The 15790-nt window shown below is 42.4% G+C and carries 11 protein-coding genes and 1 pseudogene; 5 read left to right on the top strand and 7 right to left on the bottom strand.

Translation table 11 applies throughout. The features are described 5' to 3' along the window. Window positions 1–58 precede the first annotated feature (58 nt). From ACFSYC_RS03945 to ampE, 4 genes and pseudogenes are all read right to left on the bottom strand, one after another. The gene (locus ACFSYC_RS03945; RefSeq protein ID WP_377123751.1) at window positions 59–457 is read right to left on the bottom strand and encodes an HYC_CC_PP family protein; all 399 of its coding nucleotides are present in this window, start codon (window positions 455–457) and stop codon (window positions 59–61) included. 76 nt (window positions 458–533) lie between these two features. Next, window positions 534–1832, bottom strand: a complete 1299-nt coding sequence (locus tag ACFSYC_RS03940) for a paraquat-inducible protein A (RefSeq protein WP_377123749.1) — start codon at window positions 1830–1832, stop codon at window positions 534–536. Continuing rightward, entirely contained in the window at window positions 1819–3123 is a 1305-nt protein-coding gene (locus ACFSYC_RS03935) for a paraquat-inducible protein A (RefSeq protein ID WP_377123747.1), read from the bottom strand. Before ACFSYC_RS03935 ends, ACFSYC_RS03940 begins: the two co-directional genes overlap by 14 nt. A 100-nt stretch (window positions 3124–3223) precedes the next feature. Beyond that, window positions 3224–4054 (bottom strand): annotated as a pseudogene (gene ampE, locus ACFSYC_RS03930) (regulatory signaling modulator protein AmpE). A 267-nt stretch (window positions 4055–4321) separates the two neighbouring features. Between ampE and ACFSYC_RS03925 the strand changes: the two are divergent. Genes ACFSYC_RS03925 through ACFSYC_RS03905 form a run of 5 tightly spaced genes read left to right on the top strand, consistent with a single transcriptional unit; the run spans window position 4322 to window position 12564 of the window. After that, window positions 4322–6640, top strand: coding sequence for a PSD1 and planctomycete cytochrome C domain-containing protein (locus ACFSYC_RS03925; protein WP_377123745.1), 2319 nt, complete (start codon window positions 4322–4324; stop codon window positions 6638–6640). 5 nt (window positions 6641–6645) lie between these two features. Beyond that, window positions 6646–8097, top strand: a complete 1452-nt coding sequence (locus ACFSYC_RS03920; RefSeq protein ID WP_377123743.1) for a DUF1501 domain-containing protein — start codon at window positions 6646–6648, stop codon at window positions 8095–8097. Between the two features lie 16 nt (window positions 8098–8113). Next, entirely contained in the window at window positions 8114–9139 is a 1026-nt protein-coding gene (locus ACFSYC_RS03915; RefSeq protein WP_377123741.1) for a 6-bladed beta-propeller, read from the top strand. Between the two features lie 15 nt (window positions 9140–9154). Beyond that, the gene (locus ACFSYC_RS03910; protein ID WP_377123739.1) at window positions 9155–11284 is read left to right on the top strand and encodes a c-type cytochrome domain-containing protein; all 2130 of its coding nucleotides are present in this window, start codon (window positions 9155–9157) and stop codon (window positions 11282–11284) included. A 44-nt stretch (window positions 11285–11328) separates the two neighbouring features. After that, window positions 11329–12564: an alkaline phosphatase family protein gene (locus tag ACFSYC_RS03905; protein ID WP_377123737.1), complete on the top strand. Its 1236-nt coding sequence runs from the start codon at window positions 11329–11331 to the stop codon at window positions 12562–12564. Between the two features lie 12 nt (window positions 12565–12576). On the opposite strand, the gene ACFSYC_RS03900 is transcribed toward ACFSYC_RS03905, so the two are convergent. The 3 genes from ACFSYC_RS03900 to ACFSYC_RS03890 form a co-directional block, all read right to left on the bottom strand. After that, on the bottom strand, window positions 12577–13134 hold the full coding sequence (locus ACFSYC_RS03900; RefSeq protein ID WP_377123735.1) for a protein-tyrosine phosphatase family protein: 558 nt from the start codon (window positions 13132–13134) through the stop codon (window positions 12577–12579). A gap of 2 nt (window positions 13135–13136) precedes the next feature. Beyond that, window positions 13137–14021: a diacylglycerol/lipid kinase family protein gene (locus tag ACFSYC_RS03895; RefSeq protein ID WP_377123733.1), complete on the bottom strand. Its 885-nt coding sequence runs from the start codon at window positions 14019–14021 to the stop codon at window positions 13137–13139. Between the two features lie 196 nt (window positions 14022–14217). Beyond that, complete coding sequence (locus ACFSYC_RS03890; protein ID WP_377123731.1) at window positions 14218–15591, bottom strand: aspartate kinase; 1374 nt, start codon at window positions 15589–15591, stop codon at window positions 14218–14220. Window positions 15592–15790 lie beyond the last annotated feature (199 nt).

Genomic DNA, 15790 nt, shown 5'->3' with positions numbered 1-15790 from the left:
GGAAACGTTTAATTAAAAAGGATGGCTTAGCCTAGTGAAATACTAAGTAAAAGAAGGGTCAGATTAACAAAATGCAGTTACGCAGAAATACCGGTACGCCTGTATCTGTCGGTGGTTTTTGAATAGTCCAAAGTGGTGCAAGCAACTGCTTGTCATCGATAGATAAAAGCCATGTTGGACGAATAACAGGAATAGTTGATGCTGAAAGTTGATCAAGATGAAAGTGCGGAATTAGACCACTTTTTTCAGATTTTAGTTCCTGGTGTTTATCGGTACAGCAATCTTTGGTGGTTTGTGCTTTAAGCTCCATGCCGCAGTTATGGCATTTTTCAGCGTGATTGCGACCAATAGAGACTTTGAGCAACTTGCCCATGCAATACTGAAAATGCAATGTAGCGCCCGAAGATATACTTAGGTGCAGCACAGCTAAAACAGTAATAAGCAGTTTCTTAATCACGTTACAAATATCGGTTAATCAGATAAGTACACGTCATGAAATTTTCATTTTCTTTTATGTTATTTAAAGATTGAGCTTACTTTAAATCATCACTGGGCGATGTTTTTTTGAGTATGTAAGAAAGTAGTATGGAAAATACAACATAAGCCACAAAAAGGAAATACCCTGGTTGCATTGAAGTGCCATTAGCTGTAATTAGCTTAAGCCCGCCGCTATTAATATTAAGCATAGATAATTGGCTTTTTATGATTCCGTTAAGGCCAATGAAGGTCATCACCATACCAACTACCATAACGTCGGCCATGTCCCATTTTTCAAGTTCAAAAGTTAGGTAACGCACCACGGGATGCCTGGCAATTTTTTTAGTGCTTAACACGTAAATTCCTTTAGCTATCAGTCGCAGCAGGGGCAGAATTAGTACAAACAACATAATTAGGACACCAACTACCACAGCATCAGGCTTTGGCTGGCCAATCAGCGTAGTAACAATACCCAAAACGCTTTTGCTCTGATAAAATAGTACCTGGTTTAAAAATTGAACCTTACTGCCCATCACCACAATCTCTAACGATTTGATACGTGCATCAACCTCAATTACGGGTAGCAAACTGCCAGTAACCAGTAAAAGCAAAGCAAATGCTAATGAGAAAACAAATAAGGGCGTTTGTAAATTTACCTGTTTGCGCATAAGCCACCAGAGAATAAGCGCAACCAATACGCAGGCTAATAGCGCTGAAGTGTATTGGATTAACGCAGCTTTGATAGTATCCAGACGTTCAGTAATGCGTTTATTAAAAGTTTCAGGATCAGACACCCTGTATTTTTTATATACATATTTGGTGACCTCGTAATTGGCCACGCGGGTACTGTCATAAATCTGTGCTTCCAGTTGGTCTATCTTACTGGTGGCTATACGCTTTAAACGCCGTTCGCTTGCGGGGCTGCTAACTTTGGCAACTATTGTTTTAGCAAATGGCCTTACCTGCGCGTGTATTTCTTCGGCATCAACCATGGCGTTAAAGGCCAGTTTTTTTAGCTTGCCGCCGATACTTTTTTGAGGTTGATTAATCTCTGCAACAGTTTGGTTCACCAGCGAATGCAACTCTTTTTCGATAGCCTTTTGCATGTCTTTGCGTTGCTGTGTGGTAATGTGGTAACCTTCTATTTTTTTATCAAGCACCTCGGCTATACGGTCGCGCCATTGGTCCACCGAAAAGAGGCCAAAAGTAACACTGTTTGAAAGGCTGTAATCCTCTTTAACCTGTACGCGCTCTGCAGACAATGATTGTAAGCGATAACTGCAATACACAGCGCCAATAAGTAATAAGCTCAGCGCAGTAAGCAGTATAATGTGTGAGAATTTAATGCGCGTCATGAGGGGTAATGTATTTTAGGATAGTTGAAAGAATTAAACCATATAATACGAAGCTTATAAAAATGATATATCCCGGTTGTAAGGCGGTATTATTGGTTGCTATTATAGTCAGTTCTTCGCTGCGGATGCTTAAAGCGGCCAATTGTTTGTCAAGCAAACCATTTAGGCCAATATAAGTCATCAATATGGCTATCACGATCACGTCGGCCATACTCCATTTGCCTGATTGAAAGGCGAAGTATTTGATGATCCGGTTCTCGGCCAGCGCGCGATTAGCCAACAAATGAATCCCTGTTGAACTTAGCTTAGCCACGGGGAATAGGATACTAAAACATAAGATTAATATACCAACGGCGATTGAATCTGCAGCAGGTTGCTCTATCAACACTTTTACAACGCCTAAAATGCTCTTACTCTCATAAAACAATACCTGGTCTTTAAATATAACGTGCTCGCCCAGCAGCACAAAATCTAATGTTTTAATGCGGCAATCAACTTCAATCATTGACGCACTCAATCCAACAGCTAACAAAATGAAGGCAAATAGGAGTGACATGATGAACAGCGTAGCTCTTAACTCTGTTCGGGTACGTAATAACCACCAGAGCGATAGCACAACCAATATGCAGGCCAACATACCGAAGCAATAATTATACATATCGGCGCGGATGTCCTGTAGTAATGTGTCCAATTTTATATTGAGCGCACTTGTTGATCCTACCTGGTACTTGTGGTACATTTTGTTGAAAATCGCGCGGTTTAATTTGAGTGTACTATCTATGCTTTTGCTGTTTTGCAGGTCTTCAAACTTGTCCATCGCCAGGTCGCTCAACTTTTCCTTTTGGTCCGGATTGTCAATTTTAGCTATGATGGAGCGTGCAAACTTGGGTACCTGTGCTTTAACCTTGTCTGTTTTAACAAAAGTTTTTACTGCCAGCTTACGGATTTTGCCGATCAAACTTGTCGGTTTTTTGTCAACCAAAGCTTCTGCCTTATTAACCAGCGCATACAAAACCTGTTCTACCTCAATCTGCAGTTCTTGCTTTTGTTTAGGGGTAAGCTTCATGTGCTTAACCTGGTGGTTCACGATGCCTGCAACTTCATCCCGCCATTGTTCTACAGATAGTAATCCATAATAGATGTTGTTTACTTCAGAGTGATCGGCTTTGATAATTTCCTGCCTTTCAGAAAGTTGTTGTAGCCGATAACCAAAGAAAGCTTCGGCCAACAACAAAAAGCTCAAGCCAAAGATCAGCGTTAATTTTGGTACGATATTACGTTTAGTGGCCAAGTGTTTCAGGATTTTTTATGCAGTTTCTAATATCATGCCATTGGATTCGTAGCTTTAAAAGATATTTTTTAATGTTCAAAATTGTACGCAAAATACTACATCAACGGCTTGCAAAAAGTGATGAGCCACAATGTTTGCAAAACAGCGCGTCGCTTTCGTGGCCTTCTTTTCCGCAACTTGGACATGATTCCGGCAGTTCTTTTTTCAGTCGCGCTGCAAGGGCAATATCATGGGTTATAATACCCGTCGGTACGGCAATAATCGAATAACCAATCAACATTACTACCGATGCTACAAATTTACCCATTGGCGTTACCGGCGATATATCACCATAACCTACCGTAGTAATGGTCACAATCGCCCAATAAACACTTTAGGGGATGTTAGAGAACCCATTTTCGCGTTGCTCTACCAGGTACATGATCGAACCAAGTATGACCACCAGCATTAATACCGTTGACATAAAAATGCTAATCTTATGTAAGCTGTTTTTAAGAGCTGTGGTCAGATAATCTATCTCGGTCAAAAATTCGCCTAACTTAAAAATTCTGAACACCCTTAGTAGCCGCAGCGCGCGGAAAACTAAAAGCGATCCTGCACCGGCGACGAAAAATTCGAGATAGGTAGGTATAAGTGCTATTAAATCAATAAGGCCTAACAGGCTGACTACATAGCGCCAGGGTTTGCGGATGCTAATCAGCCTTAAAATATATTCAATAGTAAACAGTGCAGTGTAAAACCATTCTAACCTGGTAAACCAAACCCCATACTTGCTATTAAGGCTTTGCACGCTATCCAGCATCACCACAATAATGCTCGTAAAAATGGCGATTAGTAAACCCACATCAAATGCTTTGCCAGCCCGGGTGTTCGATTCGTAAATGATCTCATGCAGGCGAAAAGGCCAGTCGGTAGATTGTGGTTTAGCCATGTTGGGAAGTAACAGGACGAGACGTCTAATTGTTTAAAATGCTTGTCGACCTACAAATAATATTATTTGTAGGAACATATGTACAATATTTGTAAATTTACTATCGTTTAATTAAAAGTTAAACTTAAAGATGTCTATACAGGTGCGGTTAACTGGTTGACGAGATATAATTTTTGATCACTGAAAAATATTTGATTGTTAATAATTGCGCTTATATTAGACCACCCCAAATAAACCGAATAATTTTATTCCTGCAGCTAATTAACCATGAAGAAAGGGCCAAATCTTTTATTCATTTTTTGTGTCGGCTTTTTTTTAAGCGGAATGACTGCCTGTAAGCAAACTCCGGGTACTCAGCAAGCCGACGAGGTGATGCCTGATACGGTGAGTTACAACTTTAACATCAGGCCCATATTTTCTGATAAATGCTTTAAATGTCACGGCCCTGATGCTAACAAACGCGAGGCGGGCTTGCGTCTTGATTTGCCCGAAGAAGCTTTTAAAGCTTTGCGCGACAATCCAAAATCGCACGCCTTGATAGCCGGCAACCCATCATTATCTGAGGTTTATTTACGCGTAACTTCCGACGATTCGACCATGATGATGCCCCCGCCATCATCGAACCTGAAAAGGCTGACTGGTTTTGAAACTGATTTAATTAAAAAATGGATAAAGCAAGGCGCTAAATACGAAAAGCACTGGGCCTTTATTGCGCCTAAAAAAGCGCCTTTACCTAAGGTAAAAGAAACCGCCTGGCCAAAAAATGAGATAGACTATTTTGTATTGGGTAACCTGGAGAAAAAAGGCATTGCACCCAACGAAGAAGCTGATAAGGAGCGTTTACTAAAACGCGTTTCACTTGATTTAACGGGTTTGCCGCCAACTCTTGCGTTAATGGATAAGTTTTTGGCTGATAACAGCCCTAATGCCTACGAAAAAGTGGTTGATCAGCTGATGAAGCAACCTGCGTATGGTGAAAAGATGGCTTTGCATTGGCTGGATGTCGCCCGGTATGCAGATTCGCACGGATACCAGGATGATAACTACCGCAGCGCATGGCCATGGCGAGACTGGGTTATCCACGCATTTAATAATAATTATACCTACGATAAATTTATTACCTGGCAATTGGCGGGCGATTTAATGCCCAATTATAATAAAGAACAATTGCTTGCCACCGGCTTTAACCGTAACCATAAAATGACGGAAGAAGGTGGTGTAATAGATGAAGAATATCGCATTAGCTACGTAGCCGACCGTACAAATACTTTCGGCAAGGGGCTTATAGGCATGACATTGGAGTGCGCAACCTGCCATGACCATAAATACGATCCCCTTTCGCAAAAGGAGTACTACCAGATGTTTGCCTTTTTTAACCAGGTAAACGAAAAAGGTATAGTATCTGTAGTGGGCGGCCCCGAAACTTATGCTAAAAAGCCTATGATGGAGGTTACCAATGCCGACATTAAAGGCATACTGAATTTTGTTAATAAGCAAGATTCAAATAAACTCATCGTATCCATTATGGGCGATACCTCAAGAAAAACCTTTTTGCTAAAACGAGGGGTTTATGACGCTCATGGCGATGAAGTTGAAGCTGGTACGCCCAAAGCAATACTGCCTTACCCGGCCAGTTATCCTAAAAACAGGTTAGGTTTGGCGAAATGGCTGTTAGATAAACAAAACCCCTTAACCGCCCGTGTATTTGTAAATCAGCAATGGCAGGAGTTATTCGGCCGTGGCATAGTAAAAACAGCAGGCGACTTTGGTATGCAGGGCGATTTACCTAAAAACGCAGCTTTGTTAGATTGGCTGTCGGTTGACTTTCGCGACCATGGCTGGGACATAAAACGTTTGATAAAACAAATGGTGATGTCGGCTACTTATCGGCAATCGGCTGTGATATCGCCCGAAAAATTAAAGATGGATCCGGAGAATGAGCTGTTATCCTACAGTTCGCGTGCACGCTTAACAGCCGAATTGGTGCGGGACATGGTGCTAGCCACCAGCGGTTTATTAAATAAAAATATTGGCGGGCCGAGTGTCAACCCATACCAACCGCCGGGCCTTTGGGAAATGGCCAGTTCGGGCAGGGGGCAACTAGCTACTTATAAGCAAGTTCACGGGCCGGGGCTGTACCGTCGGGGTATGTATACGCTGATCAAGCGTACCGTTCCGCCGGCATCAATGGGCATATTTGACGCCAGTAACCGCGACCAGTGCGAAGTGCGTCGCCTGCGTACCAACACGCCATTGCAGGCTTTGGTAATGATGAATGATCCGACAGTGCTGGAGGCATCAAGAGTACTTGCTGCTAACCTTATGGCAGATAAAACGCCATTGAACAGCAAAATAACAAAAGCTTTCAGGATGGTAGTTTGCCGTAAACCAAATGAAAAAGAATTGAGTGTGTTGACAAGTTATTATCAGGACGAACTTAAGTCAACCAATAGCAAAACGGCCGATAAGCTATTGAGTGTTGGTGAGTTTCCGATGCCGGACAACCTGGACAAGATTAAACTGGCTGCAATGATGAAAGTGGTAGCCGCCCTTTATAATTTAGAAGAAACCATTGTAAAAACTTAAGGGACATGGAACAGAATATTTTAGAGCATCACCTTAATTTAAACCGCCGTAAGTTTTTATCAAAGCTTAGCCTTGGTTTAGGCAGCGTGGCATTGGGTTCGTTATTAATACCTGATTTGTTTAGCGGGACTAATAGTAGCGACGAGTTTATACCCGGTATGCCCAATTTTGCACCTAAAGCCAAAAGGGTAATTTACTTGTTCCAAAACGGTGCACCATCGCAACTGGAGTCGTTTGATTATAAGCCAAAGCTGCGTGAAATGTTAGGGCAGGAACTGCCACCATCAGTACGCGGTAATCAGATACTAACAGGTATGACCTCGGGCCAGTCCTCATTTCCTTTGGTTGGCTCTTATTATGATTTTAAGCAATATGGTCAAGCCGGCGCTTACATAAGTGATCTGTTCCCCTATACAGCTAAGATAGCCGACGACCTTTGTATTATACGGTCTATGCATACCGAAGCTATTAATCATGATCCTGCATTGACCTTTTTTCAGACCGGCGCGCAGCAGGGCAATCGCCCCAGCATGGGCTCGTGGGTTAGCTATGGTTTGGGCAGCGAGAATAAAAACCTGCCTGCCTTTACCGTTTTGCTTTCAAAAGGTAAAGGCGATGGACAGGGTGTTTACTCTAAACTATGGAGTAATGGCTTTTTAGATTCCATACACCAGGGCATCCAATTTAGCAGTAGCGAAGACCCTGTTTTATACTTGAAAGATCCTGAGGGTTTAAGCCGCGAAGAGCGACGTAAGATGCTGGATAAACTTGCCGAGCTTAACGATATGTCGTACAAAGAGTTTAACGACCCAGAGATAAGCGCTAAAGTGAAGCAATACGAAATGGCTTACCGCATGCAGACAGAAGTGCCGGACATTATGGACCTCTCGAAAGAGTCGGACTCAACCATAAAAATGTACGGGCCGGATTGTATGATCCCCGGCACTTATGCAGCTAACTGTTTGCTGGCGCGCAAGCTGTCAGAAAACGGGGTGCGCTTTGTTCAGTTATATCACCAGGGTTGGGATCAGCATGGTAACTTACCGCACGATATGGCCGGACAGGCTAAAGATGTAGACCAGGCATCGGCAGCATTGGTTACTGATTTAAAACAACGGGGCTTGCTCGACGAAACATTGGTTATCTGGGGTGGCGAATTTGGCCGCACCAATTACAGCCAAGGTAAAATGGACCCTAAAAATTATGGTCGCGATCATCACCCGCGTTGCTTTAGTATCTGGATGGCCGGCGGGGGTATTAAGCCGGGCGTTGTATATGGCGAAACCGATGAGTTTGGCTATAACATTGTTAAAAACGGCGTGCATGTAAATGATTTCCACGCCACGGTGCTTAACCAATTGGGTATCGATCATGAAAAACTAACCTTTAAAAGTCAGGGCCGCCGTTACCGCTTAACAGATGTTGCCGGTAAAGTGGTGCGCGATATTATAACCTAACACACCTAACAACATTATGGAGAGAAGATCATTTATTAAACAGGGCACCGTTTTTACGGCGAGTTTTTTTATAGCTAAAAATCTGTTAGCCAAAAACGACGGACCTATTTATGGTTTTAACGGCATGAAATATCGTATGGATAAAAGCTGGAGCAAAGCCAATCCGCAAGATCATCCGGTAAAAGATTGCCACGAAATGGTGCAGGACTCAAAGGGGCGCATTATTATGCTCACTAACGAGACCAAGAATAATATCCTGATTTATGACCGATCTGGAAAGTTGCTTGATTTCTGGGGACATGATTTTCCGGGCGGGCACGGCTTAACACTTGCTAAGGAAAATGGTACTGACTACCTGTTTATTACCGATACCAATAAACACCAGGTTTATAAAACCACCATGGACGGCAAAATATTAATGACCATTGACGTGCCGCTTGAAACCGGGGTTTATAAAAAAGCTGAGGAGTTTGTACCTACCGAAACTATTATAGATACCAATGGCGATATTTTTATTGCTGATGGTTACGGCGCGCAATACATTACCCACTTTGATAAAAATGGCAAGCTGTTAGGGTATTTTGGCGGCAAAGGGGAGGGAACGGAGCATTTAGATAACGCGCATGGTATTGTGATAGACCGTCGCCAAAAAACGCCAACACTGCTGGTTACAGACCGTACCCGCAATTGCTTTAAGCGATTTAGTTTGGACGGTAAATTGCGAGAGGTAATATCATTGCCGGGCGCTTGCGTTTGCAGGCCGGTAATAAAAGGCGATCATTTGTATGCTGCCGTTTTAAGATCAGGCGATATGAACAATGCCGGTTCGGGCTTTGTGACAATATTAGACAAGAACAATAAAGTAGTGTCAAATATAGGTGGTAACGAGCCCGTTTATAAAGACGGTGTGTTACAACCCATGGCTCAAACCGATAAGCTTTTTGTGCATCCGCATGATGTTTGCGTTGATAAGGACGATAACCTCTACGTTGCGCAATGGGCAGCGGGCAATGTTTATCCATATAAATTTACCAGGGTTTAATCTCTTAGCGGGCTGATGATCAAACAAAGTCACCAGGGTTTTGCAGAGACTTTACTGTTTATACTCAATGTTTTCCTGATATTTTTATTGGTATTTGGTGGCTATGTGGTTATACCACAATGGCTGCAGCCGGTTGGGCGCATGCATCCTTTAATGCTGCATTTCCCGATTGTGCTATTGACCATGGCTCTTTTGTTTGAGTATTTTCGTTTTCGCCCGGCTTTTAAAGAGGAGGCGCTTTATCAAAACTTCACAACTGTACTTTTATTAGGTGGTAGCTTATTAGCGGCTATCACCGCCATAATGGGCTTCTTTTTAGCTAAAGAGCCTGGCTATAGCGGCAATATATTACAATGGCATAAATGGACCGGTGCTTCTGTGGTTTGGCTAAGTTCTGCTATATATTGGTTTCGCGACAAACAGTGGTACCATACATCGTTAGCTAAAGCAATGTCATCGATCACCTTAATTAGTGTAATACTTGCAGGCCATTATGGCGCAGACCTTACCCATGGCGAAGATTTTATATTAGCCCCAATTAGAACTGCCACTGCGGCTGTACCTATTGATCAGGCCTTGGTTTATCAGGATGTTATACAACCTATTTTTAACGCCAAATGTATTAGTTGTCATAACGAAGACAAGGTAAAGGGTAGACTGATGTTGACCGACTCGGGAGCTGTTTTAAAAGGGGGTAAGTCGGGCAAATTATTTGTGCCTGGCGATGCTAAAATGAGCATGCTGTTAAAGCGCATACACTTACCAATAGAGGACGATAAACGTATGCCACCATCAGGTAAGCCGCAGCTTACAGATGATGAATTAACACTGCTTTATCTTTGGGTAAAAAACAAACCCAAATTCAAGCAAAAGGTTATCGATTTGCCTACAACTGATTCCTTGCGGATATTTGCGGCAAAGGTGTTGAGCCCGGCATCATCAACGACGGAAACTTACGATTTTTCGGCTGCTGACGAAAAGACTATTGCAGGATTGAATAACAATTACCGTATCGTTCGCACTATCGCTAAAGAGTCGCCCGCTTTGGCCGTAAATATCTACAATAAAAGTGTTTTTACACCCAAGGTTTTAGATGAGCTAAGCGCTGTCAAAGAGCAGGTAGTGTCTTTAAACCTCAACAAGATGCCGGTTAAAGATGCAGAATTGAAAACCATTGCTAGCTTCGAAAACCTACGCACCTTAAGCCTCAATTTTACCAATATAGACGGCAGTGGTTTAAAAGAACTTACCAAATTAAAGTATCTTAAAGTGCTATCGCTCGCAGGTACAAAGGTAAAATCGGAATATCTCAAACAAATAGCTGGCATAAAGAGCCTTACCGAGGTAGTGGTTTGGAATGTTGGTTTAAAACCTGACGATATTAAACAACTACGTAAAATAAACAACAAAATTAATTTTGTAGAGGGCTTTCAGGATGATGGTAAACCCATCAGGCTAAACATGCCCCAGATTAAAAGCAAGCAATATGTGTATACCAAGCCTTTTGAATTGCTGATAAGTCATCCTATTAATGGTGCGATTATAAGGTATACAATGGATGGTACTGATCCTGATAGCGTGAAATCTCCAATATATAAACCCGGAATCATTATCAATAGTGATGTAACTGTAAAAGCACGCGCTTACAAAGCCGGCTGGTACGGCAGCGATGTGAATATGGTAAATTACAATAAAGGGACTTATACTGCCGATACTGCTGTAATTGATAACAACGGCGGTGGCAAAATGCTGATAGATAAAGAGCTGGGATCTTTTGGACCCTATGATGGCAAATGGGTAGGGGTGCCTTTTGAGATGGTAATCCATGTAACCTTCATCAAACCGGTAAGTTTAAAAACCATTGGCTTGGGGTGTCTGCGCCTTAATGCGCAGCAAATACTTTTCCCGGGCGAGGTTGAGATCCGGGGTGGTACGGATAAACGTAAACTGACATTTATTGGCAAGACCAAACCGGCAAAACCTTCAAAGGAGGACCCGGACAAGCGAAGTGTGTTTGAAGCTGAGTTAAACACAGATAGACCGCTTAGCTATTTTGAAATTAGGGTGAAACCGGTTAAGCCGCAGTCGTGGTTTCCGCCGCAAAAACCAGCGAATGTTTGGGTAGATGAATTGTTTTTCAATTAGATTTGTTGGGTGGGTAAACCCCGCTTTAACACATCATTGTCTATATGATCAAAAAGCTTTCAGTCGCCGTATTAGTTGTGGCGATGTCATTAAATATACAGGCTCAAACTAGAAACAAAACGCTATACGTAATTGCCGACGGCATACCTGCCGACGTATTGGAGCGACTTGATCTACCCAATATAAAACGCATTGCCAAAGAGGGTAGTTACAGCCGTATGCACGTAGGGGGCGATAAAGGCACCTATAACCAAACACCAACTATATCTGCCGTTGGCTACAATAGTTTACTCACCGGTACCTGGGTAAATAAGCATAACGTGCCGGACAACGATATTAAGGAGCCTAACTATAACTACCCGACAATTTTTAAACTGCTGAAAGACCAATATCCGCAGAAGAAAACCGCCATATTCTCTAGCTGGACAGACAATCGCACAAAATTATTAGGCTATGATTTGCCGGCAACAGGTAACTTTAAAGTAAATAAGTACTTTGATGGTTATGAACTGGATACTGCCAGGTATAAGCACGACCGGGTGAAAAATTATATGCACCTGATAGACGAGCAGGTTATAAGCGACGCGGTAGTAACCTTAAAAACCGACGCGCCCGACCTGTCATGGGTTTACCTGGAGTACACCGATGATATGGGCCACATGTATGGCGACAGCCCACAAATGGAAGTCGCGGTAAAGATGCTGGACGAGCAAATAGGTAAACTTTATGCCGCTGTTGAACTGCGTAAAAAGCAGCACAAAGAAAACTGGCTGTTTATAATAACCACCGATCATGGCCGCGATGAAAAGACAGGCAAAGGCCATGGGGGCCAAAGCACCCGCCAGCGCACAACCTGGGTGGTGAGTAACCAAAAGTTAGCCAACAAATACGCAACCTATTATCAGCCGGCTATTGTAGATATTATGCCTACTATAGCCAGGTTTATGAATATTACCCTCCCGCTAAAAGTAGCGCAGGAGATTGACGGAATACCTATGATAGGGGCAGTATCTATTACCAATGCCAATGTTAATTACATTCAAGGCAATATTGACGTTAGCTGGACGGCGCTTGAAAATACAGGTAGCGTAAAAGTTTGGCTCACCACAACAAATAACTTTAAAGCAAGTAGCAAGGATGATTATAAATTGGTAGCCGAGGTCCCTTTAGCAGATGGTCACGCTTTAATTGGTGTGAAACACAGTCAATCATCATTCTACAAGATTGTACTGGAGGCGCCGAATAATATGCTAAACAGGTGGTTAGAAACGCCGAAGTAGCAATTTTTTAAATCAACGCTGTTCAAATGTTAATGGCCGTGGATGCTCCAGGTAATACTTTTCAAGCTCTTTAAGTTTTTCAATTTGGCTTGAGCGCGGGTTGATGAACGTACGGACACTTTTTACCAGCGCAAAGGCATCGTCAAAGGTAAGCCCGGTGCTGATGAGGTAAGCAATAGTCATTGTTGGCCCCCGGCCAAGGCCTTGGCGGCAGTGAATGTACGCTTTACCGCCGTTTATGATCTCCTTGTGTACAAAGTCTGCACCTTTTATTAAGATTTGTAAAGTTGGGGGTGTATTGTCTACCGTGGGCAGATGCAGGTAGCGTACGCCTTCAAACTGCGACTCGGCAAAGTCAGAATGTTCTCGCATATTAACAATGGCGGTAACGCCCAGTGCTTTCAACTTTTGCAGACCAATCAGGCTGTATTGACTTCCCAGAAAAAGGTTAGCTGTTATTTGGCTGTGCTTTAATGTGGGTATGCCCTTAAAAAAACGATAAATATTATCCCAGATCTTCTGCCAAAAGATGATGAGTAGGGTGGCAATGCTTTTTATTTTGATAATCATGCTTAACTGTTTAAAGGTACCGCTACCACTAAAGACGATGGCACAACTTTGATTGTTAACTTACTCGCCCTGGCTTCAGCATCATCGCAAAGGTAAACCTGCTCTTCAGGTAACGCAATCTCAACTTCTTTACAGGTCCAATGTCTTACTTCATCCACATCGTTTCCGAATAATGTGCTACTTGCTGCCTTAAGTAGTGACAGCACGCCAGCGTCCTTCAGTAAAATTATATTCAGTAATCCGTCGCTGACACTTATTCCGGAATGTAATTGCAAAGAGCCAACACCCACGCTGCCTGAATTAGTAACAGTCAGCGATACACCGGTCTCGTTAAATTGTTCGCCATCTATAACGATCTTGTAATTAATTGGTTGAGCTTCACTAATGCTTTTTAGGGTTGCTATACCGTATGCTAATTGACCAAGGTTATCCTTTAGTTCAGGATCTGTTTTAATGATCATATCCGCCATGATACCCAGGTTTACCCGCAGTAAAAAAGGACGCTCATTCACTACACCGGTATCAATAGTTTTTAATTCAAATTTACCGTCGCGAATAAGGATTAACGCTTCTTCAATATCCTGTGGTATATTGAGCTCTTTGGATAAGATATTGGCAGTGCCGCCAGGGATGATTGCCAAAGGTTTATTTGTGCCAATTAGCGCTGCTGCCGACTGTGTAACACTACCGTCGCCCCCATAAACGGCTATCAGATCGGTGTTTGGTAGAGCGGTCCGTATAATTTGTGCCAGGTCGTCGTGTTCTTTGGTCACATATATGGTAGGTGTCTGTTTGCTGCCGTTAAATACACGCTTTATTATATCTAACACCGGCTCGTCTTTTCCGGATGCCAAGTTGACCACTATAAAAATATTGTTGGTTTCCACTTTCTTTGCTTTGTCATGTCAACAATAAACCAGCAAAAAAGATTGCGTTCAAGTGGCTTTTAACAAGGATAGCGGTTTTTATAACATCGAATTTACTTTTAATTTATCTTAAGGCTGAAGTTTGGTTCAAAAACAAAAGCCTACTTAAATTTTAAACAAAATTTAAGTAGGCTTAATTATAAGGCTATTGCTGTCGTTATCCTACCGCTTGGTTTAAAGCGACGATAGCATTCTTAAATTCCTCGCGCGCTATAACAAACTGTATGTTGGTTTTACGGCGGGCCACACCTGCGCTAATGATATTTATATCGCTTTTAGCCAACGCAGTAGTAGCTTTAGCTAAAAGGCCGGGCTGATCCATATTGCTGCCTAAAAGGCAAACCATTGCCACCGGCTCAAAAGTTATCTTTTCAAATGATTTTTGCAAATCGTCAATCAACTGTTGTTTAAAATCATTTGCCCAGATAACAATAGTAATACTATTTGCGCTGGTAGTTTTAAATGTATAGCTAACACCGTGATTATAAAACAACTGCATAATTTGTAAATCGCTACCAACATTGCCAACCATCAATGGGTCGTAAATATCTACAAGCAACAACTTATCGGTGCCGGTTATAACTTCAACGCGTTTAACTTTTGACACATAGTCCTGGGTGATTAACGTACCAGGATGCGCCGGTTCAAAAGTGTTTTTAATACGCAGGTTAATGCCGCTTATCTCTAATGGTTTTGATGCTTTAGGATGGATTGCTTCCATACCCACATCAGCCAATTGGTCGGCGATATCATAGTTTGTATACCCTACGGGCTTTACGTTTTCGACACCTACCAAACCCGGGTCGGCGGTAGACAGGTGGTATTCTTTATGTATTACCGCTTCCTCTGGTTTTAAAATCTCGGCTATCTTGCTAAAGGTTACTTCAGAATATCCACGATCAAACTCGCGCATAATGCCCTCGGTGCCTTTCGTGTAGCCCGTGGTGATACAGATGCAGGTCTTTAAGTCGATAGGAGCAAAGGCGTCTTTAATGCGCTCGTTGATGGTCAAAGCGCGTTGGTCGTCTAAACCGCTCAGATCTATCAGTTTAGCATTTACACCTTTACTAACCAAAATATTGGCCAAAACATAAGCAGAATGGGTTTCACCAATCGACGCCAATATTTCGCGGGCGGCTAAAAGCACACCCTCATTCAAATAGCCCGATGCCAGCATAACAACAGCACTTTCTAAATAGGTACGTGCTTTAGCAACGTGGTCCGTAATAAAGGCATCGGCTGTAGCCAGATCAAGCCCTAGCGGCTCATATGTTTTATTAAGCTGTTTTAGTTGGGTTAGCACCTCCTCTAAGGGCTGGTGGAAATCTTCGTTTGACAATATATGGTGATAAACACCCGGAGCTTTAGTTTTCTTGTTTTCTAATAACCAATTAGTTACGCCCGAGAATGCTGATACCACCAGCACGCGATTATACAAAGCGTCGCCTTCGCGCTCAAACAGAACGATATTATCAATAACTTCATGAAGGGCACTCATTGAGGTGCCGCCTATCTTCTCAACTGTCAACATAATACGATATAAAAAAGGCCGAATCTATCAATTTTTAGCAACATGTGCCAAGTTTTTAATCATATCGATCTAAATAGGGTTTGTGAGGATGTAAATATTACACTTAGTTGTTTTTGTGGATCAATTTTGCTTATTTACAGTTGATTTATGTAGCGCCAATCTACCCATAAATGTTGCTGCATAATTAAAAACAAAGCCA

It is taken from the genome of Mucilaginibacter antarcticus (assembly GCF_042686155.1).
In the GTDB taxonomy this organism is placed as follows: domain Bacteria; phylum Bacteroidota; class Bacteroidia; order Sphingobacteriales; family Sphingobacteriaceae; genus Mucilaginibacter; species Mucilaginibacter antarcticus.
The sequence above is the reverse complement of the archived record's forward strand: the minus strand, read 5'-3'. Positions and strand labels throughout refer to the sequence as shown.

Coding starts and splice junctions, on each gene's coding strand:
- ACFSYC_RS03920 (WP_377123743.1), top strand. CDS start 6,646: ATGGAACAGAATATTTTAGAGCATCACCTTAATTTAAACCGCCGTAAG.
- ACFSYC_RS03905 (WP_377123737.1), top strand. CDS start 11,329: ATGATCAAAAAGCTTTCAGTCGCCGTATTAGTTGTGGCGATGTCATTA.
- ACFSYC_RS03910 (WP_377123739.1), top strand. CDS start 9,155: ATGATCAAACAAAGTCACCAGGGTTTTGCAGAGACTTTACTGTTTATA.
- ACFSYC_RS03890 (WP_377123731.1), bottom strand. CDS start 15,591: ATGTTGACAGTTGAGAAGATAGGCGGCACCTCAATGAGTGCCCTTCAT.
- ACFSYC_RS03925 (WP_377123745.1), top strand. CDS start 4,322: ATGAAGAAAGGGCCAAATCTTTTATTCATTTTTTGTGTCGGCTTTTTT.
- ACFSYC_RS03940 (WP_377123749.1), bottom strand. CDS start 1,832: ATGACGCGCATTAAATTCTCACACATTATACTGCTTACTGCGCTGAGC.
- ACFSYC_RS03915 (WP_377123741.1), top strand. CDS start 8,114: ATGGAGAGAAGATCATTTATTAAACAGGGCACCGTTTTTACGGCGAGT.
- ACFSYC_RS03900 (WP_377123735.1), bottom strand. CDS start 13,134: ATGATTATCAAAATAAAAAGCATTGCCACCCTACTCATCATCTTTTGG.